We start from the raw sequence: 21,850 nt of genomic DNA, 5'->3' as shown, positions 1-21,850 counted from the left end.
ATCAATAAAAAGCGGCAGTCGTGGACTTTATTTACTAGTTCAGGGCTGCCGTTGTTTTTTAGGTTCTCCAGAAGTGATGTTATAAGCCAGTTGCTTTGGTATTTTTGAGTAGTACAAAATCTCTTCTGGTGTTAAAATTACCCAAAAAGTATTTTAGGAGGCTAAGACGGGAATTATGCTAAATATACAGCAGATTGTAGAACTTATTCCTCATCGGTATCCGTTTATTTTAGTGGACAGAATTATAGAGTTGGAGGAGAACAAGAGAGCAGTAGGTATAAAAAAAGTATCCATTAATGAACCGTTTTTTAGCGGCCATTTTCCTGAGCATCCTGTAATGCCAGGTGTTTTAATTGTGGAGGCATTAGCCCAGGTAGGAGGAATCACAATGTGCAAAAACGAAAAGCTGATGGGCAAGATAGGGTTATTAGTTGGCATTGATAATGCCCGTTTTAAGCGCCAAGTAACGCCTGGGGATCAGCTTCTTCTCGAATTCGAAGTCAATCGGATGAAAGGTGAGATTGTAAAAGGCAAAGGCATCGCAACAGTAAATAGTGAGCTGGTATGTGAAGCTGAGATTTCTTTTGCATTTGTGCAAAAAGGAGGTTCAAAATGAAAAGGATGCCGTTTGTACGACCAACTGAACATTACGATCTGCAAATTAAGGATATCGACGAGCAAATATGTGCATTGATCAAGCAACGAAAGGAAATCTCGAATAATAATCCAGGATTCCCACCGTTTGAATCTATCTCTAAATGGGCAGAAAATTATGAGCTCTATGAGGATTTTTTGAAAGCGGTATTTGGGACATTGCTAAGTGAAGAGCATTTTAAACCGATGGTTGAGCCAATTGATTTTAGAAAACATATTGCAGTTCTTAAATCAATTGAGAAAGATGAATTATTTTATACACTGACCTCTATACGTCAATACAGTAATGCTAGTGTGGTCACCCTTAATATAGATTGGGACATGACAACTGAGCTTCCAGCAAATTCTCATAGCCATAGCTTTTTCGAGCTGTTTATAGGAGAAGAATATGATAGTCGAATGACGAATGGCGGAAGTTCAACCGGACAAGCTTCTTATAATTACGTGATTTCTCCACCGCTTTCTGACGATCCTTCAGGCGTTACATTAGAGTTCAGGAAATATGGTAAACCCTTCAAGAACAATGAGACAGGAGATCAAATTGTTTTTAGGCTGTAGTACTTATTTATTCATCGGAAAATATTGCTTATAGCTGTCTCCATTGCTATGATCAAAAGTGGAGATCCGAGCGAAGTTAAATTAGGCGCCGCTCCATATCACAGTTAACGGATTTTTAGTGAAATAAAAACCGGCCATCCTGAGGGGATGGCTGTTTTCTGTGTAAAACAAATTCAATGATTCATTTCCAGCCATAAAAACTACGAAGGTACAGTTTATAATGTGGATATTCAGGAATACGAAAATTGATGACCCCATACAGACTTCAGATGTCTGTATTTTTTTGCTAATTGTGGTTCTATAGTATGATTTTTTGGGATTATTTGAAAAATGGTTGAGAAATACTTAGTGTATAGTCAATACTGTGACTTATAATGTTAGCTTAGGTAATTATCTAAAACCCTTAATATAACCTTGAATATATTCATTTACGCAGCAAAAGGCTGAAAGGAAGTCATCTCTTGTTTGAAACCCTACTTTTGAATTTTTTGTTTTTGCTTTTTCCAGTATTAACATTTCTGATATTTTTTGAGAATCGGGCCTATTCCTACAATAGATTGATTCTCGTTTTTATGTCAGCAGTGACCATGAGTCTCTGTATCGCTAAACCTATCAGACTAGAAATTGGCTATATTTTTGATTTAAGGTACATTCCGTTTATTATTGTGGCACTCTTTGGAGGATATAGGAATGTTTTTCCTCTATATATTATTTTGAATGCGTACAGATTCTATGTGGGTGGAGATGGCGTATTTTATTCGTTTCTATTTGCGACGGCGATTCTGATTTTGGTGCCGTTATATAAAAACAGATTTTTAAAATTACCATCGAAAGGTCGTGTGATTGCGGCAAATCTGATTGCTTTGCTAATTATGGGGGTTTATCTGTTTATTTTAGGTTTGGTTCAGGATTCTTTAGACAGGCAATTTTGGATTCTTTCATTAAATGCTTTGACGACTCATGTTGGGGTGATGAGTGTCATTATGATTTTGATTGAAAAAATTATATCTAATATTAAAAATCGGGAACGGATTGTCCAATCGGAAAGATTAAATGTCGTCAGCGAGCTAGCGGCAAGTGTATCCCATGAAATCAGAAATCCACTTACAGTGACTAGTGGTTTTTTGCAGCTATTAAATAAATCTAAAACAATGACGCCAGAGGAAAAGGGATTTGTAGAGTTGTCTTTACAAGAGCTACAGCGAGCAGAAAAAATTGTAAGTGATTATCTCTCCTTTGCCAAGCCACAATCTGAAAACATGGTTTACTCCAATATGAAGGCAGAATCAGAATATACTAAAAATATCATAATGCCTTATGCCACCATGCACAAAGTAGATGTTCAATTCAATTTTAATAATTCCTTAAATAAAAATTATGACCGGAACCAGATTCAGCAGTGTCTAATTAATTTATATAAAAACGGTATAGAAGCGATGAAGGAAACCGATGGCGGAACGCTATTTATCGATATATTTGAAAAAAAGCAAAATATTATGATCAGTATCAAAGATAACGGAGTCGGCATGACTAAAGATGAAATATCGCGACTCGGTAAACCGTATTATTCTACTAAAGCAGAAGGGACGGGGCTGGGTATGCTTATGGTCTACAGTACCGTCGATAAAGTGAAAGGAAATATTGAAGTCGATAGTGAAAAAGGCAAAGGGACAACATTCCTTATAACCATCCCAACATAGGCAAGTTGCAGAGAGTATCTTTTGCTGTTTATACCCCACTAGGAGTGTGTAATACCTTTCATGAATGGATTTCGTGTAAAAAGGGCAACGTGCCTGCGCGAGTCCCATCTGGAGGTGCAGCAATGGAGATATTTGTAACTATAGGCGTCAAATTGGTCATCAGCTTTTTTGGTTTGTGGATCATTACCTTTATTACCGGCCGCAAGACGCTTAGTCAATTGACACCACTTGATTTTCTGTCTTCATTGATTTTAAGTGAAATTGTCGGCAATACGATATATGATGATGAGGTGAAGATCTGGCATCTGCTGTTTGCTCTTTTTATTTGGACCGCATTATCTTATCTGTTCGAAAAGGTGACTACCCATTTTGTGAAATTCGGGAACATGGCGGAAGGCCGGACAGTGCTGCTAATTGACGATGGCATAGTGAATCAGGATTTGTTGGAGAAATATGATATTGAGTATACCCAACTGCTGTTCATGCTGAGGCAACAAAATATCTTTTCCCTAAGTGAAGTACGGTATGCTCTGCTCGAAACGAACGGTTCTCTATCGGTAATGCGCAAGTCTGAAGATGAGCAATCTTCTGCTTTTTCCGTTACAGTTATTGATAAAGGCAGGGTACTGGAAGAGTCTATGCGTGGCAGAGCGATGAACAAGGAGCAGATTAAGGAACGCGTCAGAGAGCAGGGCTATAATTGCATTGAGGATATTGCCTATGCTGAATATAAAGAAGACGGAACGCTCTATATCCTTCCCAAAAACAAACCATAAATCCACATGATGAGACGCTGGAGCCGGGAGGCTCAAGTGTCTTTTTTCAAATCAGGAGTGCCTAGTGAATAATAAATCTTAATGGAGGTAAGGATGATTAGTTTAGGATTATGGATCTTAACCGCTCTAATTGTGCTAGTTGTTGTAATGTTTCACGCAGGAGCATTATTAGATTTTATCCGGCCTAGTGTCCTACAAACTCAGCTTTTTGGTCTTCACATTACATTGTTTGGAGTAGTTGTGATATTAGCCTATGAGGGTGGCCGCGGGATAGGCGTTTTTATTGGATTAATTGGGCTGTTTACGGGTATCTTGGGCTCTTTTAGAGATTCCTCTAAATCGGAGGATAAAAAGAATATCTGACAGCTTATATATTTACTAACTTTCGGAGGGGTATAACTTTATGGAGATTTCTATATGTAAAGCAGACGCGAGTGACGCAGCGTTTATTCATGAAATGCAAGTCAAAGCCTTTATGCCATTGCTGGAGAAATATAAAGATTATGAAACCAGCCCAGCCAATGAATCTGTGGAACAAATAAGGGATCGAATTAATCAGTCTTTTGCAGATTATTACATGATTAAGAGTTTTGATATTGTTGTGGGTGGTGTCCGCATCGTTAAAAAGGAAAATAAAACTTATCGGGTCAGTATCAAAGAAATGGGAGCTGGATAGTATTATACAAGAGCAAAGGAATTGCTATTTATATGAAAAGTTAGGGTATAGAAGCACGGGGGAAACCAAAAAAATAAATGACAACTTAATATTAGTTTTTTATGAAAAACATATGAGTTAAAGCCTTAGGATTATACTTGAAAAAAAAGACAGCGGGCAGTTCATGTCCACTGTCTTTTTAACATACAAATCAATACACTCGAATACGCTTCACAAATAACGATATAATCAATCCTATACCTGCAATTGCTGCGATAAATAAGTAAGCATGTGTAATTCCAGCGGTTAATATTTCAGGCTGTGCAGCGGTTGGATGTGTGTTTGCGAATCGTGTTTGTCCACTAGACATTAGCGTAACAGCGAACGTTGTACCAAGAGCACCTGCAATTTGCTGAAGTGTACTCATAACAGCAGCCCCATCCGGATAGTATTTCACAGGTAATTGATTTAACCCATTGGTTTGAGCGGGCATAATGACCATTGCTAATCCGATAAACATTGCGCAGTGTATTAAAATAAAGGTTAGGCTACTGGTTTCAGTTGAGTTTCTTGTAAATAGAAAACCAGCAATGGTTGTGATGGAAAATCCAAGCGGCAGCAATAATTTCGGACCGTATTTATCGAATACTCTACCCGTAACTGGAGCCATAGCCCCGTTAATAACACTGCCTGGAAGAAGTAGAGTACCAGCCATTGTGGCCGATAACAATAAACCTCCTTTTAAATATAAAGGTAATAAAATTGCAGAAGATAAAATGATCATCATTCCTAAAAAGAGCATTATAAGACCTATCGTAAACATGGGATATTTAAATACCCGTAAATTCAACATTGGGGTTTCCAATTTAAATTGCCGTAATACAAACAAGATTAAGCTGATGAAACCAATAATAAGAGGCAACAAAACAATGATTTCACTCAAAGAATGATCAGCAAAGTTACTAAAACCAAAGACGATTCCACCAAATCCAAGCGTAGAAAGCAAGATGGATAAAATATCTATTTTAGGTTTTGTGATGTTGGCTACATTTTTGATGAATGTTAATCCGAAACCTAATGTAAATAACAATAAAGGTAAGCTTATCCAAAAGATATACTCCCAGCCAAAATGATCTACAATTAAACCAGATAGAGTAGGTCCAAGGGCCGGTGCACACATAATAACGAGCCCCATCATTCCCATGACAGTTCCGCGTTTATGTGCAGGGAAAATAATAAGAATAATATTGGTCATTAATGGAAGCAATAAGCCTGTCCCTAAGGCTTGCACTAAACGTGCAATTAATAATGAGCTGAAATTAGGGGAGAGGGCAGCAATTAATGTACCGACGATAGATAATAGCAAGGAAGCTGTGAATAATTGTCTAGTGGTAAACCATTGCATTAATAGGGCGGATATTGGAACGAGGATTCCTAATACAAGTAAATATCCTGTGGTTAGCCATTGAACCGTTGAGGCGTTGATTGAAAATTCATCCATTAAATTTGTAAAAGCCATGTTTAAGGCGGTTTCACTAAATAGCCCGACGAATGCACCTAGCATAAGCGAGAAGGCCATAAGGGCGGGACGTTTAACTTGAACAGTTGATGTTGATTCCATGATTATGATGAACCTCTTTTCAGAATTGTGATTCGGATTATTTATGCTGGATAGATGATATATCAACTATGAGGAGGAGAGAAATGCTCTAAGCACCTCTTACATTATCCTGCACACGAGTTAACAAAGTCTTAAGTGTTGAGTAATCTGAAGCAGATAATCCTGACTCGATAATTTCGTTTAAATTGACCGTCACCTCATTTATAGTATTCTCTAATTTCCGTCCTTCTTCTGTTACATATACATTTACCGCTCGGCGATCTTGCGCACTTGTTACTTTGCGTATGTAACCTTTGCTCTCTAAGCTGGCGATCATTCTGGCAACACTGGCTTTGTCCTTACCAAGATTAGCAGCAATCTCGTTCTGAGATAGACCTTCTTTCTCAAGCATCAGAGCCATAAGTAGATGCTGTTCAGGTGCAAGTCGAAAAGGAGCAAGTAACTTTGTTAAATAATTTGCTATTTCTAAATGCAAATCTCGAATGACCAAACCTAAAGGTTCTCTTGAATCCATATGATCTCTCCTAATTGAAGAATAGATGATATATCAACGTTATTGATTTGTCTATATTAGCATAAAGTTATGGATGCTTGTCAAGTTAAAGAAAATGAATAGAATCATAGAATTAAATACAAGCGGTAAAGTTGTTTAATGCCCAATCACTTGATGATACATAGTCATATGCTGTTGTGAAATTAAAATAAAATAATTAGGGAGGGATTTAAATGGGGTATAACTGTGTTGGGGGCGTTCAAGAACAAAAAAAGGCTCCAGTTTGTATTAATCCTTGGACATCAACGGGTACGATTCTTGTGCTTTACATTCTCCTCGTCATTATCCTTAAAACTTGTTGGATCTAGAATTTATGTAAATTGACGCCCCGAAGTTTTTTTCTTCGGGGCGTTTCTTTGTTTTCTTTAGCAGGATAGACTTAACGGGAATAATCGGGTTGTGTCATAGAAATGGGCTGAGGATTGGCAAGTACCCATTGCACCGCCAGCTCGCATAATCTGGCTGGTTGCTCATTGCCAGCGATGTTGCGGAACCGTTTGGCGAGTGCAGCTGCCTCTTGAAGAAGGACGGGCGTTAAAGGCGTCCCCGTGCTAAAATGCCGCATCAGTGCATCCAGCATTTTACGGTAATCGGCATCCCAGTTTCCTCCGCCATTATTAAGGATTTCATGAGACACCCGCCCTGTGATGCGGATAACCTCACCCTGCACCGTTATCGCGTGTCCTGAAGCAGGGACGAGAAAATCCCACAGCTCTTGGTGCTGTGCGGGCCATGCGGCTGCCGTTACCTTGATAGGAGAGATTCCATCATGTCTCACCAGTTTCGCTATAGGCTCGACATCAAATTGCCGGTACAGCTCCAGGAGAGCATTTGCCGTTTCATCCAGTCGATCTTTATTGTAATTTGTTCTGACGAATTCAAAATCCTTGCCGATACGCCGCACGGATTCCTTCATCTCCGGCGTGATTACTGCTCCTGCATCTAGCATAATACGCGAGATTTCTGCCATGTGAACTATATCGATATTCCGGCATTGTAATAATCCTTTGGCGAGAGGTGTGTTTTTTCGGTTATTTTCTGCATGGACATTTGCGCCGCGTACCACCAGATCCCGCACTACTTTTGTTTTGTAAGAAGCAGCTGCTGAGTGCAGCGGTGTCTCATTCTGGTAATCCAGGGCTTCCATATCTGCACCTAGCTCAAGGAGTAAGGGGACATTTCCGGACCAGGTTGCAGCCTGAGCATGAAGAGGGGTACGCTTATAGTTGTCGGCAGCGTTGATGTCAGCACCCTGCTCCACAAGCCAGGAAACCATTTCATCCGGTATTTGCCGGAAGCTGAGGGCGGTACCTTTGCTGTAACCCCCACGGGCATCCCATTCGCATAGCTCAAATACCTCTTTTAAGGCAGACATATCATTCGTTTTAACCAGCTCGGCAAAATTGGCGGGTAATGTTTTTTTCTTTTTGCCCATCTCATTTTTCCGCTCCTTTATTAATAGATAAATAGCAGATAACTTCTTGCAAGTTTATCATATAGGAGAATTGAACACTAATTCATGCAGGACGAAAAGGTTGAAGATATAAACGTAACTTTATTGGAAAAGAGTGGAATATCGTTTATGTCGATTTCGAATCATAGACTAATAGAAAATAAAAACATTAAGCTTGTGTCTTGGAAATATATTCGAGATTTACGAAGGACATCGAAATTACGCTAACACTAGGCAGTCAGACAAAGCGATCGACTCTGCTTTTGTTGTTTTTTAAGTTCGTTCATTTCTAATTTTTCTGAACTCCTTAGGAGTTATGTTTAAGTGTTTTTTAAAAGACTGGATAAAGTGATTGGCGTTATTGAAACCAACTCGCTGTGCGATTTCAGTTATCGTGTAGTCAGTTGCTATTAACAAATCACAGCTTTTATTAATGCGATATTTAATTAAGTAGAAATACGGAGTCATATGGATACTTTTCTTAAAACCTCGAGTGCACTCCGATACACTTAGATGTGCTGTGTCTGCTATTTCCTTCAATGTCAAATTATTAGAATAGTTTTTGTGAATAAAACTAAGCATTAATTGTAGTCTCTCTTGCTGGAGTCTGTTATATTTAGACGATTCCTCAGAGGATAGAGAAAAATTTGATATAAGGATTAACCATAACTGGACAGTTTTGATAGAAACTTCGTACTCCCATCCCCATTTTTTTTTCGATTCAAATTCTTTTTTCATATCCCAAAGAATTTGTAGGATTTGATTATGCCAGTCCTTATCTCCTTTGATTTCTAAACTTAACAAGAATGAATTGGTATACGGAAGTACATACTTTTTTTCCATTGCACTTTCAGAATAAAAAGCGAGTAACTTCTCTGGGAAGTTAAAACTAACATATTCACCCTCTTGGTTAAGGTACGTAACAATATGAAGTACGCTCTTATTAATAAAGATGGCCTGACCTGCTTCTAAATCATAATTGATTCCGTTGACTTGTATGGTTAGTTTCCCTTTGGTCACTAAAGTAATTTGTAGTTCTTGGTGCCAATGTAGATCGTTAACCCCTCTGCCATTAGGAATAGATTCATAATTGGTATGAGTGTACATGATGTATGGAAATGCATCATCAGGAAATTGAATGGCTTCGTGCAATTGCCTTTTCAAAGTGCTTATTCTCCTTATTTGACGATATTTCTATATAAATTAAAGATATAGTTGCACAATATAGACCCTGACGGTGATATTATTATATCCAGCCTAGACTTATCATACAATTCTGTGCACAGGGATTGTCACACATTTTGGAGGAACTATGGTTAGTTCAAATAAACCGCCTATACTATTTCATCCGTTTATTCTGTTATTTATCAGTATTTTGTCCGTTTCTATCTCTTCAATCATGATTAAACTATCAGATACACCTACTTCAGTGGCCGGGATGTATAGATTGTTTATTTCTGTAATCATCATGCTCTGTTTTACATCTGGGAAAATGGCTCGTTCTGCTGAGATGAATAAAAAAGATTGGGCCATCGTTGTTTTATCCGGCCTATTTCTAGGGTTACACTTTTTATTCTGGATGGAATCATTGGTCTATACTTCAGTTGCAAGCTCCATGGTGATCTTATCGTTACAGCCGCTATTTGTTATGATGGGGTCTTACTTTTTATTCAAAGAACATGTTAACCTGCTAACCGTTTTTTGCCTGATTGTTGCTCTTTTAGGTTCGATTGTTATTGCATGGGGAGACATATGGGTTTCGAAAGATGCACTAATCGGCGATGCTTTATCGTTAATTGGCACATTCTGCGCTTCAGTCTATCTGTTGGCCGGGCAAAAAGTAAGCGGCAAAATCAATGCAAATATATACAGCATTTTCGTCTTTTTTATTGGTGGTACTGTTATGCTCGTGTACAATTTGATAAATAATGTCTCATTAATTAATTATGCTTCATCAGATTGGATTTATTTTTTGCTTCTTGCAATAATTCCAACTATTTTTGGTCAATACATCTTTAACCTTTTGTTAAAGTCGATTGGAGCAACTACTGTCTCGGTTGGGATTATTGGTGAGCCTGTTCTTGCCATTGTCCTTGCATACCTATTATTAGGGGAAACTATGTCATTATTCCAGCTTTTAGGCGGCATAATAACCTTACTCGGTATGGGAATGTATTTTTGGTCGAAATCTTTAAAGTACAACATTCAAAATAAGTAAATGAGTAGTCGGAAATATGTATAGGGGGATGGGAAATGGTAACTATTGATGATTTTTTGAAACTTGATGTTCGTGTTGGAACGATTATTAAAGCGGAGTTTTTTGCAAAAGCAAAAATACCTGCGATTAAACTCCAAATTGATTTTGGACCCGATATCGGAAGCAAAACATCAAGTGCACAGATTACTAAACGATATAGGCCTGAAGAGATTGTAGGGCAACAAATCATTGGGGTAGTTAACTTCCCTGCTCGAAATATAGCGGGTTTCCTATCAGAAGTATTAGTTCTTGGAGGAATACCGGATAAAGGGGATGTGGTTCTCTTGAAGCCAGATATTAAATTACCTAATGGGACACCTATTGGGTAATATAGGGTAATTGTTGTATTAAACTAACAGTGGGTCTATTTTAAGATGTACACAAAATTGATAGTAATCGGAGAGAAGACAATGGAAGAATTAACAAGCTTAGCATCTGAAAGTATTGAGGCAAGTAAAACGGCGCTAGTCGTGATCGACCTGCAACAAGGAATTGTCCACAGTCCAAAGCAGGGGCCGAATACAAGTGCTCAGGTGGTTGAGAATGCCAGCAAATTAGCTCAATCCTTTACGGAGAAAGGGGGATTTGTTGTTCTAGTGAGGGTGTCATGGCTAGATGGGCAAGATATGCTTAAACCTAAAACTGATTTACAAATGAATTCTGTCACCTTTCCAGAAGGTTGGGACAACATCGTGCCAGAATTAGCGAATATCAAAAATGCACATCTGATTTCCAAACGTCAGTGGGGGGCATTTTTCGGTACAGATCTTGATTTGCAGTTACGGCGCCGCGGAATAGATACGATCGTATTATGTGGTATTTCTACCTCGATTGGTGTGGATACTACTGCAAGAGAAGCTTATCAGCTTGGTTATCATCAAGTTTTTGTAGAAGACGCTATGACCGCGATGGTAAAAGAAGAGCATGATTATGTATGCAAAACTATCTTCCCTCGTATAGGTAAGATCCGGTCGAGCGATGAAGTAATATCCATGTTGAAATAGTATAAAAAAACCTCAGGCTCTCTCTGTAATTTCAGAGATTGTCATGAGGTTTTTTAATTGAAGTTATGTCTTACATAAAGATGAGGAGAAGTATCCCAGCTAAGAAGCAGTAATAAGAGAAATACTTCAAATTACCTTTAGCCATAATCCCCATAAACCAGCGCATGGAGAAATAAGTAACGATAAGTGTAGTAATAAATGCAATCAAGTATGGAATTGCTAGCTGCGAGCGGTTAGGATCGTGGGCAATATCAGATGCGCCCATAACAAGTCCGCCCAAACTGACAGGAATATAAAGCATAAAAGAAAAGCGTAAAGCAGTTTCTTGCTTCATTCCCACAGCGATGGAAGAGATGACAGTTGCACCAGAGCGGCTTATCCCAGGAATAAGGGCGACTGCTTGGGCAAGTCCGACTATAACTGCATCCTTCGCTTTTAAGTCACCATCTTGTTTACGGCCGCGAAGGTTACGGATCAACCATAAAGCTACCCCCGTAACCAGCAAGGCGATGGATACGGTATGAACTGACGAGAAGATATCCTCAATCTGATCCTTGAAGAGTAAAGCAACGATTACCGCAGGCAAGGTACCGATGATGATGTACAAAGAGAACAGGAAATCTGACTTATATTCCTCTTTGCGGGTCAGAATAAATTGAACGAATCCAGTGATCAATCTTCCGATATCTTTACGGAAAATAAAACAAATCGCGATTAGTGAAGCCGTATTTGTTAAGATTTCAAATGATAGCCCATTTTGTTTTAAGCCTAGCAATTTCTGTGCGATGATCAAATGGCCGCTCGAAGAGACGGGGATTGGCTCAGTTGCCCCTTGAACAAACCCTAGAAACAAGTATTTAAGCCACAGTATAATATCTTCCATTTTACCTCCCAGTATTTTTGTAATCTTTTCAATCATATCGTATTCAATAAAGAAATGACAATAGAACCATCGTGCCATATTCAATTGGACGAGTTATACTAATTCGTAAGACTATTAAATGAGGTGGAACTATTTGTAGTACATTACTAAAAATTCAGAAGCATGATATTCCGAGAGCAGCCAGTGTTCTGGCCGAAGCATTTGCTAAAAATGATCCTTTATATCAGCATATCTTGCCTGATGAATCAACCAGATTACGCGTGTTGAATATTTTTTTTCATCGTTACATTGAGATGTTGTATCCATATTCGGATTTACTAACGACTTCTACTAACTTTGAAGCAGTGGCTTTAGTGTTCCATTTGGAGCGTCAGACAGGGACATTGATTTCGAACGTCAGGTATATGAAACAGATAGTCCTTGCGATCATCAAGTCATTACCGATCTGCCGAATCATTGGGGTGCGAGGATTTATACGTGGTTTATCTATTTTGCGTAGTATGAGTTCTTTATGGTTATCAATGTTTGGGGATCAGAAGGTTAAACATTTGGATATGCTTGCAGTGCAAGAACAATATCGAGGCCAAGGATATGTATCAAAAATCATGACACCGCTGCTCGCGGAATGTCGTGTGAACAATACATTATGCACGTTAGAGACACAGACGCCGAGCAACTTGCCCATTTATGAGCATTATCATTTCCGTACGGTTAAAGTCATTCCTCTACCTAATAGCCCACTTGAGCAGTATTGTATGGCGTTTACGCAAGGAGTTGCTGAGTAGTTAATAAAAAAGGGCCGTCTCATTCAGCCAATTCATGGTTTTTGGGGCAGCCTTTTTTTGCTTAGTCCATAAGGGTTAATGAAGCTTCAAGAGAAAAATCAGGGGATTTCTCCCTGTAATTCTGCGATCTTTTGTCATCCGGCTAGAATCTATTATTTTGTTTAACAAAAATAGCATAAGCTTCGAAGGATTGTTATAATAGAAACATATATTCCCGTGTTTCAGAACCCTATACAGGATGTATAGGGGTTTTATTTCTTTTAGTGAGGGTGATCGAGAATAAGTATGGCGTTGTCCGTACAGGGAGAAGAGGACCGGAGAGTTCCGCAGGAAATTTTAAATTATGAAGTGATGGCGAGGTTAGCAGAAAGATGAATTGGTCGGATTTTGGCGAACGAAACAAACGATTGAATCCCCTGTGGAATTTGGGGGCTGGCATGAACCTTGGCGAAATCCAACCTTACAAAGAAATGGTATCTTTAAGCGTTCTGCTGCAAGTCTATTATCTGGAGTTAGAATCGAATGAGAGAAGATCCAAAGAGGATATTATAGAACTTACTTGGACTGCACTGGAACGTTTTAATATCGCCAATCTTGGGACTACCGAATCCGTAGAGCGTCTCGTGGACGGTTTATTGTGGAGCGGGAATGGTGGAGATTTCGAATCCCTTTTCTATGATGATGTGACCCGGCAAATGTCCGTGCAGAAATATAAGTATTTCACGGTGGACGAGGATGCGACCCGCAGCAGTTGGGAAGAGAATGGAAGAACCATCTATCGTCTCTCCGAATATGCAATGGAGCTTATTTTTATGAGCCATGAGATTATTGATGAATTTCAGATCAGCATCAAACTGCTCGAGATTCAAATGCATATTAAACATGGGCGCGTAACTCGGGCTCTTCAGGATGTTAATGAACTGATCTCCCGTGTCCGTAAGATGACCCAGCAACAGCAAGAATACCGCAATGCGTTACGCCGCAATCCGAAGCATATTTTTAGTGAATTCGGAGTGGCTCGGCATCAGCGACTCGAAGAGATTCATCATCAGTTCGAGGAGGAACGCAAACATTTTGATAGTATTCACCGTTCTCTGGCCAGGCTGGCCAATGATGAGAAAGACGTAATCGACTTCAATGAGATCCGTATTCTCTCTGAACGAGTCGAGCTTTCTAGGCGTGTACACGATGAGCTGGCTGAGGTAGTGTTGAATATTTTTGAGATGGAGACCAATTTAAGATTGAACTTTCCTGAATTATTCTGGGGAGCAGCCGGGTTTAACTTCCGTACTCACGTATGGGAGGAATGGGTGAAAGAAGAGGGTCTGCCAAGCGGTGACAGTCTTGAACTGCTGCTCAGCGGATTATTCGCTCCGAATCAGGACTTCGTTTATCCGCTTCCTTGGGCTTGGGAGGAACAAGAGGTAGGGTTTATCCCTGACTTAGTGATGGATGATTTCGAAGATGAGGTGGACGCAGAGCCTGTTCAATATATTCCTAAAGGTATCCCATGGGCAAAAGTAGTGGATCTGTGGAAGCCGGTTTTTACTGCCTTGGCTGAGCAGGGAAGCTTTACCTTTACTGCAGACGCTTTTTCCGCCGAAGAACTGACAGGGTGGGCAAACACACCGGATGCTGTTGATCTGTGGGTGCAGTTTTTTCATACAGATTTTTTAGTGCAGGAACAGGCACCAGAAGGTGGTAGCGGCGTTTCTGATGAATGCCAACAGCTAATCCAATATGTGCTTGCAGAAGATCTTCTGTTGGAGAGTTTACGCGGCAAAACGCTGCGGACGAGCATTGCTCCAGAACCAGCCTCAAGGGTACGGTGTCCTGGTCTGGATATGAGTCCATATATGATTACGATTGTGGAGAGGTGAGAAGTTACTAACATGAGTTATACATTAGAACAGGTACAGCAAGCTTCGCGGCTATTTTTTGAATTGCTCCGTAAAAAAGTAATTCCTCTTGATGACCCTGCAGCGGCAGAATGCCTTCAGGATGCAGGAACTTATGATGCACTTCAGTATGTTGCCAAAGAAGGGGGCTGTCGGGTGATGAATTCCGGGCACCGTCTCCATCTGCTAGTTAATCCGCTGGGGTCAGTGTTTGCAACCAATTTCACCCAGTTAAAGAACAAATATTCACGTGTTGAGCGTAAAACACACTTACATATTATCAATATTATTATTCTGGTTTTTCTGGCCGAAATGGATCAGGATGAGACTCATTTTAAGTCGGGGCAGGACAGTATGTCCTATATTCAAATTGCTGATCAGGTGTCCTCGCTCTTTCAGACGTGGATTCAGATGGATGAGGATGGGCGATTTAGCCAGCAGTGGCAGCTTGATATCCAAGCGATGTCTAAGGTATGGACCAGTCTGTACATGCAGACTAAGAGTCAGGAAGAAAGCGATCTTCTGACCAGAGGCGCAGGCTCACGAATTGGACTGATCCATGAAGGCATGAAACTTCTGGAAGAGGAGAAGCTCGTATTCATCTCTGAGACAGAGAAGCGTATCTTTCCTCGGGAAGAGCTGTATGAGAGAATGCGTTATTTATATCATGATGTCGATCGATACCAGGAATTAAAGAGCCTCATTGGAAGAACTTTAGCTGAGAAAGACGGTGCTACCTATGCCGCGGATTGAACGCATACGAATTACAGGACTTAAATACGAGAAGATGCTCAAGAAATACGACGATATGATTCTGGACCTCTGCAACGAAGAGGGACCCGCTAATACGCTTATTACGCTCATGAATGGCGGTGGAAAGGGAGTACTGCTGCAATCCATTTTTCAGCTGTTAATGCCCAAAACACCATGGGGCAAAGACAGTGAGAACCAGGTTGAGGCTTTTTTTCATAATCATAAAAAACAACTTAAACCGTACACTTTTCACGTAGCTATCGAATGGCATCTCGACAACAATGAGCGCAATGAGTATATGACTACGGGAATCGCTATGACGGCACATAATTCGCTTGATCAGCAGGATATCAAAGTGGATTACTTGCTGTACGCACTTACAGATTACGGTGAAGCGGCTGAACTTACGCTATCAACGTTGCCGTTATTTGACGAAGTGACTGCTGAACCTACGAGTTTTGAAACGATCCAGCAATTTGTACGCGATCGGCGGGGGGAGATTGTACCTTTTGGCAGCCATAGCTCGGATTTGAAAAGATATTATGACTTCCTGGCTATCCGGGATATCCATATCGCCGAGTGGCGAAATATGCGGCGGATCAATGGTGAAGAGGGCGGTATCAAAGGTTATTTTAAAAAGAATGATGCCTTCACCAATCATAACTTGTTCGAAAAGCTGATTATTCCTGAAATCGGATCTAGTCTGAATGAAGGATTAAAGGAAGACGACAATACGCTGCAGCGGATGTTTATCGATACAGCAACAGTGGCTCAGCGCTTGCCGATGCTTGAACAGCGGGAGCAGGTCTATTCAGAGTTTCTTGGTATGGCTGCACCGCTTTATGAGCTGGTGAAACTTGGCGTGGAGGCGGAAAACGTAGTACAAGAAACTGAACTACGTGGACGCCAAATCTATACGGTTATCTATGAAGAGCAGAGAAATGCAGAAGTTGAGCGAAGTAAGATTGCTGATGAACTGGCTGGACGTTATCAGGATGCGAAGCAACTGCGCTTTGAGACAGACAATCTTAAATACTTACGCAGCAAGGAAGAAACGGAACTGAAGCAAGAAGAGTTTAAGAAGCTCAGTGATGATCAGAGCCGTGCGCGTGGTCGGTTGGAGGATTCCAAAGCGCAAGAGAAGAAGCTTGAAGTAGCTTATTTTCTGGCTAAACGTTTGCTCCATACCCGGCAAATTGAGCAGTGGCAAAAAGAAATTCAAGCTATCGAAGGTTCTCTGGAGATGAAAGAACGGCAAGAGGTCATTCAGGCAGCCAAGGAACAGCTGCGGAAACAGTGGGATGTGGTGTTTAATCTCTGGCAGCAAACGATTAGAGAGTTTGAGACAGCGCAGCAAGACCTGACGGCGGAAGAAAGGGAATTGCGCAAGGAAAGGGAAAGTTTCTTGGTAGAGCTGGCGGGGCTGGATAATCAGATCAATGAATTGACCTTATCTATTCGGCAATATACGGAAGAACTCGGAGCATTCGCAGCCCAATATGGGCAGGATGCCGCCCATTCTCCGGCAGCTGCGCTGCAGCGTACGGTCTCAGCGGCCAAAACGATTCTTCAAGACATTGGAGACTTGGAAGAACAGCACAAGCAGGAAGAGATTCGGAAGCTGGCACTGCATAAGAGTCATGCTGAGCTGAGTGAGAAACGGCGTTCTTATGAGCGTGAAGCGGACGAGCTTGGGGTTCTGCTTGAGTCACAGACTCAGAAAGAATCCCAATTATGGTCACAGCTCGTTGTACTGCTGGAAATGTATGAAGAGCATAATCGTTTAGGAGCTACTGGCCTTTTTGAAGAACAAGATGTTATCCCGGCACGTTTTATCCGAAAAATAGATGAAGTAGAGCAACAGACTAAACGTTCCAGAAGGGATTACTATAATCAGCTCATGGATGTGGAACTACAGAACCAATCCTACTGGCTACCCAATTCAGATATTCTGACGGTCAAAGATACACTCGATTCGTTAAAGATTCAATCAACGCTAGGTAGTTCCTACTTAAATGACCGTCCGTATCTTGAACGTGAGGAAGAACTGGAGCAATATCCGTTACTTCCATATAGTTTGATTTTGACCCGGCGCGAAGCTGATAAAATTCAGCCGGAACTGATGAAGGACACCTTGCTGAAATCAGCGGTGCCGATCTTTATCCGTGAAGAGATGGCAGCTTCGCATCAAGCATCCTTCATGCTTTTTGCGAATCAAGGGCCGCAAATGGTCTTGCAGCCGGATCGTTTCCAGGATTGGAAGAGTAGTATTCAGGGGAAGCTCAAAGAACAGGAGCAGATCCTTCAGGACTCTGAAGCTTATTTATCTAAGTTAAAATCGGTGCGTCAGGAATATGAACGTTTATTCCAAAACGAGAATACCATGACGCTTACAACCAAGCATGAGGCCCTTATTAAACTGCAGGCTGAACTTCAGCAGAGCATTATCAATCTGAGCAATGAGATGAATGAGAACGAAGGGACGCTTACCCGGATCGGACGGGAGCTCGCGGAGAACAAAGCTCTAAGTGTGGAGCATGAGCAGAGAGCGGGGGTTCTGCAAGCTTGGATTGAACGGACGAAGAAACAGGAACAAGATTATAAGGAAAAACAAAAAATAATCGAACGAAAGAATCTGGTGAGTAAAGAGTTAGCAGGTAAAGATCAGCAGCTTGAACACCTAAAGGTGCAAATGGAAAGCTTGAGCGGACAACGCAATAAATGGACGAGAGAAACCGAATATGCGATGTTCCCTAGACTGCAACGATGGTTTCCTGAGATTGTTTTCCCAACAGATCGCCAGCTTTCTGATGAAGGAGAAGTCATACCTGTAGATCCTGTAGAGCAGAATCTTCTCTTGCAGCAGCTCAGTACCGTTGAAAGCCTGCAGCAATCACTTACCGAAAATGAGCTGGAAGTTCGGACAAGAGCTGCACAGATTAAGGCAGCAAGCGAGAATCTGGCTGAGCTTGAATCCAGCCTGAATCAAGTAGATGTGAATTGGCGGAAGGCGACTGAACCTACGGAAACGTCCGAGTCTATTATGGCTGCAAGAAATCGCCAAAAGACGGATACTACTTCGTTAGAGGAAGACTATCAGATTGTTCACGACGGTTACATCCGCTGCCAGACTGAATTGGAGAACTTGCAGAAAGAGTTGCGCAAAGTAGAGAAGGGTATCAAGGAGAAACATGAACGTGCCGTGGAGCTTTGGAATGAGGCGCTAGAGGATAAGGAGACAGAAATTCAGGAGCGCTGCCAAGCGAATGAGCTTATGCTTAACCAGTGTAAAAGATCCTTGGATCGAATGGATGTCCTCATCCAGACTTTATCCAATCAAATCAAAATAATGAATGCGCATATTGAGGATCGCGTCAACCTACGGAGTGTACCAGAAGAAATAACGCTGAGGGTTAGAGAAAGCTGCGAGCCTCTAGTAGCCGACTGGCTTCTCCGCATCAAGGATAGCCGGATTAGACAGGATGAAATCTCCAAAAAGGTGAAGGAAGAGAAAAATTCATTAACCGAAAAACTTGCGAAAAATGAACGGAACTCCGAACTGGAGACCAAGATTCTAGATCGATTGAATACGGTCCATTGGGATAATTTCGCTATTGCACTGCAAGTCCTAGATTCCATGCTACGCAGTTCGCGTGATCAGATCGAGAGCATTCAAAGCGATAAGGAAGGCATGGATCTCTCCCGCAAGATGTGGGTAGGCCGGGCTTCTCTACGTGTGGTACAAATCATTGATATTATGAAGCGAATGGAACGCCGGATGATTATTCATAACGAGAATAATTATGCCTTCCCGCTGGTACGTCTGAATTACAAGAATATCAATGTGCCAAGAACAAGCGATGAGGTAGAGCCGATGGTGAGTGACTACTTCAATCAATGTATCAATGAATTGCTCAAAAAGTATCCAAAGATAGAACAAGTGCCGGCACTGGTAATCAAAGAGGTTATTAATGACGGACGAATTGTCTATGCGGCGCTGCAGAACCGCTTTCCAGTTCTTCAGGTGTATAAACCGGTAACGGAGAATTATTTCCTCTACGCCGCACCGGAAGATTATCATTATTCGGACTGGGAGATTATTAATCGCGGCGCACTGGATGAAGCTGTCGGCAGTGGGGGGCAACGTCAATCTGTACAGCTGCTGGTCGCAATGATGATCATGACGCATAAACGGGTGAATCGTGAGAATAAAGGCTGGACGGTCTTTTTATATGACAATCCTTTCGGAGAAATGGTCTCCAATAACGTGCTTGACCCCGTCTTCGAAATTTCCAAGGCACTCAAATTCCAATGGCTGATTGTTACGCCGCCGGAGCTTGTCAAGAATGATGTCAGCGTGCGTTTTGGCGTGTATTGGCAGCTTTATTTTGGAGGCGTCAAAGGGGACATGCTGGAATCAACCCTGATCAAGGGAGGAAGAAAGCTTATTCCTGTCTCGTTGTTCTGAGTATGGAATGAAACTTAAAGAAGCTCCAGTATGCATCACGCTGCTGGGGCTTCTTTTTATTAAATGTTAAAGATATTTTGTTTATTTAGGTTTGCGTTCGGAAATATAAGAACCGGTGAGCGTTAAAAAAGTTCCCGTTAGGATTGCCCAGGTGATCTTTTCATTCAGAACAAGGGCGGAAGCTGCCACTGTAATTACAGGAACAATATAGATATATACACTTGTTTTTACAGCCCCTAGAATCCCTACAGCTTTATTCCAAGTCAAAAAACACAGTGCCGAGGCACCCAGACCTAAGAAAAGCAGGTGAGCTACATTTGAAATTTCTTTAAATCTACTCGGACCTAGCTGAAAATCAAACAGAAACAGAGTAGGCAGCATAAACAGCAGACCATAGAAAAATACTCTGCGGGTAGCCCCTATAGTATGAACCTTTAATACGCTTATTTTTCTCATCAACACTGAATAAATTGCCCAAACCACAGGTGCCAGCAATGCCAGCAAGTCACCGATGGGGTTCAGCTGCAGAAGAAAACTCCCGTTCAGCCCAATTAATATAATTCCTGCCAAGGCTATCAAAAATCCTATAATAAACTGCCTATGAAATTTCTCTTGTTCTAAAAAGAAATGAGCGATCACCGCCGTGAAAAATGGAGCGATGGAGACAATCACACCTACATTGGATGCAAGGGTATAGATTAGGGCAATATTTTCTATAAGAAAATATAACGTGACCCCACAAAGACCTGCTGAGATAAAGAGTAATTCCTCTTTAAAAGATGTAGTTCGGATTGGACGTGAATAGATCAGTAACAGTACAAAGTACCCAATAAGAAAACGGAAGAACAGAATTTCCACAGGCGTAAAGTCTTTTAACAGTATTTTAGTGGAGATAAAGGTGGTTCCCCAGATTAAAATCGTAAGTAATGCCAGCAGATGTCCTGTGTTAATCTTGCGTTGATTTATCATTTCGTAAGTTCCATTGATGACTTTACTCCCGTTTGCTGAACAAATATACGCATATATTGCTTAGGGGTTAAGCCTATGAGTCTTTTGAAAAAATTTGTGAAATGGCTCTGATCACTGAATCCGGTTAAAGAGGCCACTTCTATTGGCAATATTCCTTGTTCTAAAAGCTTTTTGGCGTGGTTGATGCGAATAGTTTCCAAGTAACGGTAAGGTGATATTCCTTTCTGTCTGGTAAATAAACGCAGCAAGTGATATTTACTTAAGCCGCTCAATTCACTTAGCTGGTTCAGCGTAATGTTCTGCGCATAATGTAACTCTATGTAATCGCAAATGATTTTAATTTCAGAAGTAGGCTCTTGAGCTGGATAGGGGGTTTCTGTCTCCGTGTATTCTCTCAGAAGCTGCTCCAGGAGAAATAGAAACAATTCTTCTTTTTGAAAATCGGATTGATCCTCTAATATCATTTGGTGCAGGTCGTGTAAAGGGTTCGACAGTTCACTTTGGTAGAGAACGTTGTGTGTGAACCGCGGTAAGTAGCCTATGCCGGTAATTTCTAGCACATACTCACGCATGACTTCCGGCTGAATATTGATGCAGCGATAGTCAAGCGTTCTCCCGTCTATCTGTTCACAGGCATGGGGATCCGCCGGATTAAAGATGACCACATCTCCGCTGTTAAGAATATGCTCTTCTTGGTTACATAGCAGATGTCTCTTTCCTTGTTCAATAAAACCTATGACATAATAGTCATGAAAATGGTTGGGAAACTTCTGCATAATACCTTCGAATCGATAGGCCTCAAATTTTAAGTCATGATCGAAAACTACTGTTCGAACTTCACGAGTCATTGCTGCACCTTCTTT

20 protein-coding genes and 1 pseudogene are annotated in these 21,850 nt (G+C 41.0%); 14 read left to right on the top strand and 7 right to left on the bottom strand.

The genetic code is table 11. The features are described 5' to 3' along the window. The first annotated feature begins 175 nt into the window (after positions 1–175). The 6 genes and pseudogenes from fabZ to PODO_RS18935 all read left to right on the top strand — a co-directional run bounded on the left by fabZ (position 176) and on the right by PODO_RS18935 (position 4,485). Positions 176–616: a 3-hydroxyacyl-ACP dehydratase FabZ gene (gene fabZ, locus PODO_RS18960; RefSeq protein WP_038572210.1), complete on the top strand. Its 441-nt coding sequence runs from the start codon at positions 176–178 to the stop codon at positions 614–616. Continuing rightward, positions 613–1,212 carry a chorismate mutase family protein gene (locus tag PODO_RS18955; RefSeq protein WP_036688907.1) on the top strand — a complete coding sequence of 200 codons (600 nt, stop codon included), beginning with the start codon at positions 613–615 and terminating at the stop codon, positions 1,210–1,212. Before fabZ ends, PODO_RS18955 begins: the two co-directional genes overlap by 4 nt. 572 nt (positions 1,213–1,784) lie before the next feature. After that, positions 1,785–2,912 (top strand): ATP-binding protein, encoded by a 1,128-nt coding sequence (locus PODO_RS18950; RefSeq protein WP_244886358.1) that lies wholly within the window; start codon positions 1,785–1,787, stop codon positions 2,910–2,912. A gap of 122 nt (positions 2,913–3,034) precedes the next feature. Further along, a complete protein-coding gene (locus PODO_RS18945) occupies positions 3,035–3,688 on the top strand; it encodes a DUF421 domain-containing protein (protein ID WP_038572205.1) in 654 nt (217 codons plus the stop codon). A gap of 93 nt (positions 3,689–3,781) precedes the next feature. Further along, complete coding sequence (locus PODO_RS18940) at positions 3,782–4,051, top strand: hypothetical protein (protein WP_036688898.1); 270 nt, start codon at positions 3,782–3,784, stop codon at positions 4,049–4,051. A 40-nt stretch (positions 4,052–4,091) separates the two neighbouring features. Continuing rightward, positions 4,092–4,485: pseudogene (locus PODO_RS18935) on the top strand (GNAT family N-acetyltransferase). A 69-nt stretch (positions 4,486–4,554) separates the two neighbouring features. Here the strand turns inward: PODO_RS18935 and PODO_RS18930 are convergent. Beyond that, the gene (locus PODO_RS18930; RefSeq protein WP_143767711.1) at positions 4,555–5,970 is read right to left on the bottom strand and encodes an MDR family MFS transporter; all 1,416 of its coding nucleotides are present in this window, start codon (positions 5,968–5,970) and stop codon (positions 4,555–4,557) included. Positions 5,971–6,052: 82 nt separating this feature from the next. Further along, the gene (locus PODO_RS18925) at positions 6,053–6,478 is read right to left on the bottom strand and encodes a MarR family winged helix-turn-helix transcriptional regulator (protein WP_036688893.1); all 426 of its coding nucleotides are present in this window, start codon (positions 6,476–6,478) and stop codon (positions 6,053–6,055) included. Between the two features lie 266 nt (positions 6,479–6,744). Here PODO_RS18925 and PODO_RS31980 point away from each other — a divergent pair, with 266 nt between their 5' ends. Then, entirely contained in the window at positions 6,745–6,825 is an 81-nt protein-coding gene (locus PODO_RS31980; protein WP_232061537.1) for a YjcZ family sporulation protein, read from the top strand. A gap of 71 nt (positions 6,826–6,896) precedes the next feature. Here the strand turns inward: PODO_RS31980 and PODO_RS18920 are convergent, their stop codons facing one another. Further along, positions 6,897–7,952: an ankyrin repeat domain-containing protein gene (locus tag PODO_RS18920; RefSeq protein ID WP_038572199.1), complete on the bottom strand. Its 1,056-nt coding sequence runs from the start codon at positions 7,950–7,952 to the stop codon at positions 6,897–6,899. 291 nt (positions 7,953–8,243) lie between these two features. Further along, positions 8,244–9,134, bottom strand: coding sequence for an AraC family transcriptional regulator (locus PODO_RS18915; protein WP_038572196.1), 891 nt, complete (start codon positions 9,132–9,134; stop codon positions 8,244–8,246). A gap of 148 nt (positions 9,135–9,282) precedes the next feature. On the opposite strand from PODO_RS18915, the gene PODO_RS18910 reads away from it, so the two are divergent. The 3 genes from PODO_RS18910 (at position 9,283) to PODO_RS18900 (ending at position 11,231) form a co-directional block, all read left to right on the top strand. Further along, positions 9,283–10,188: a DMT family transporter gene (locus PODO_RS18910; RefSeq protein WP_052097130.1), complete on the top strand. Its 906-nt coding sequence runs from the start codon at positions 9,283–9,285 to the stop codon at positions 10,186–10,188. Positions 10,189–10,223: 35 nt separating this feature from the next. Next, a complete protein-coding gene (gene csaA, locus PODO_RS18905) occupies positions 10,224–10,556 on the top strand; it encodes a chaperone CsaA (RefSeq protein WP_038572193.1) in 333 nt (110 codons plus the stop codon). Positions 10,557–10,637: 81 nt separating this feature from the next. After that, a complete protein-coding gene (locus PODO_RS18900) occupies positions 10,638–11,231 on the top strand; it encodes a hydrolase (RefSeq protein ID WP_038572190.1) in 594 nt (197 codons plus the stop codon). A 70-nt stretch (positions 11,232–11,301) separates the two neighbouring features. Here PODO_RS18900 and PODO_RS18895 read toward each other — a convergent pair whose 3' ends face one another. After that, entirely contained in the window at positions 11,302–12,114 is an 813-nt protein-coding gene (locus PODO_RS18895; protein ID WP_036688882.1) for an undecaprenyl-diphosphate phosphatase, read from the bottom strand. Positions 12,115–12,347: 233 nt separating this feature from the next. Between PODO_RS18895 and PODO_RS18890 the strand changes: the two genes are divergently transcribed. From PODO_RS18890 to PODO_RS18875, 4 genes are all read left to right on the top strand, one after another. Beyond that, positions 12,348–12,899, top strand: coding sequence for a GNAT family N-acetyltransferase (locus PODO_RS18890; protein ID WP_244886357.1), 552 nt, complete (start codon positions 12,348–12,350; stop codon positions 12,897–12,899). Positions 12,900–13,270: 371 nt separating this feature from the next. Beyond that, positions 13,271–14,779 (top strand): hypothetical protein, encoded by a 1,509-nt coding sequence (locus PODO_RS18885; RefSeq protein ID WP_143767709.1) that lies wholly within the window; start codon positions 13,271–13,273, stop codon positions 14,777–14,779. 12 nt (positions 14,780–14,791) lie between these two features. After that, on the top strand, positions 14,792–15,550 hold the full coding sequence (locus PODO_RS18880; protein ID WP_036688875.1) for a DUF6063 family protein: 759 nt from the start codon (positions 14,792–14,794) through the stop codon (positions 15,548–15,550). Beyond that, the gene (locus PODO_RS18875; RefSeq protein WP_036688873.1) at positions 15,537–20,018 is read left to right on the top strand and encodes a coiled-coil domain-containing protein; all 4,482 of its coding nucleotides are present in this window, start codon (positions 15,537–15,539) and stop codon (positions 20,016–20,018) included. The genes PODO_RS18880 and PODO_RS18875 overlap by 14 nt, the downstream gene beginning before the upstream one ends. Before the next feature lie 81 nt (positions 20,019–20,099). Here the strand turns inward: PODO_RS18875 and PODO_RS18870 are convergent, their stop codons facing one another. Together PODO_RS18870 and PODO_RS18865 are read right to left on the bottom strand one after the other, a co-directional pair. Then, positions 20,100–20,984 (bottom strand): DMT family transporter, encoded by an 885-nt coding sequence (locus PODO_RS18870; protein ID WP_244886524.1) that lies wholly within the window; start codon positions 20,982–20,984, stop codon positions 20,100–20,102. Further along, entirely contained in the window at positions 20,984–21,835 is an 852-nt protein-coding gene (locus tag PODO_RS18865) for an AraC family ligand binding domain-containing protein (RefSeq protein WP_038572178.1), read from the bottom strand. Before PODO_RS18865 ends, PODO_RS18870 begins: the two co-directional genes overlap by 1 nt. Positions 21,836–21,850 lie beyond the last annotated feature (15 nt).

This window comes from Paenibacillus odorifer (assembly GCF_000758725.1).
In the GTDB taxonomy this organism is placed as follows: Bacteria; Bacillota; Bacilli; order Paenibacillales; family Paenibacillaceae; genus Paenibacillus_AQ; species Paenibacillus_AQ odorifer.
Note: the sequence above shows the minus strand (reverse complement) of the source record. Positions and strands in the feature narration are given on the sequence as shown.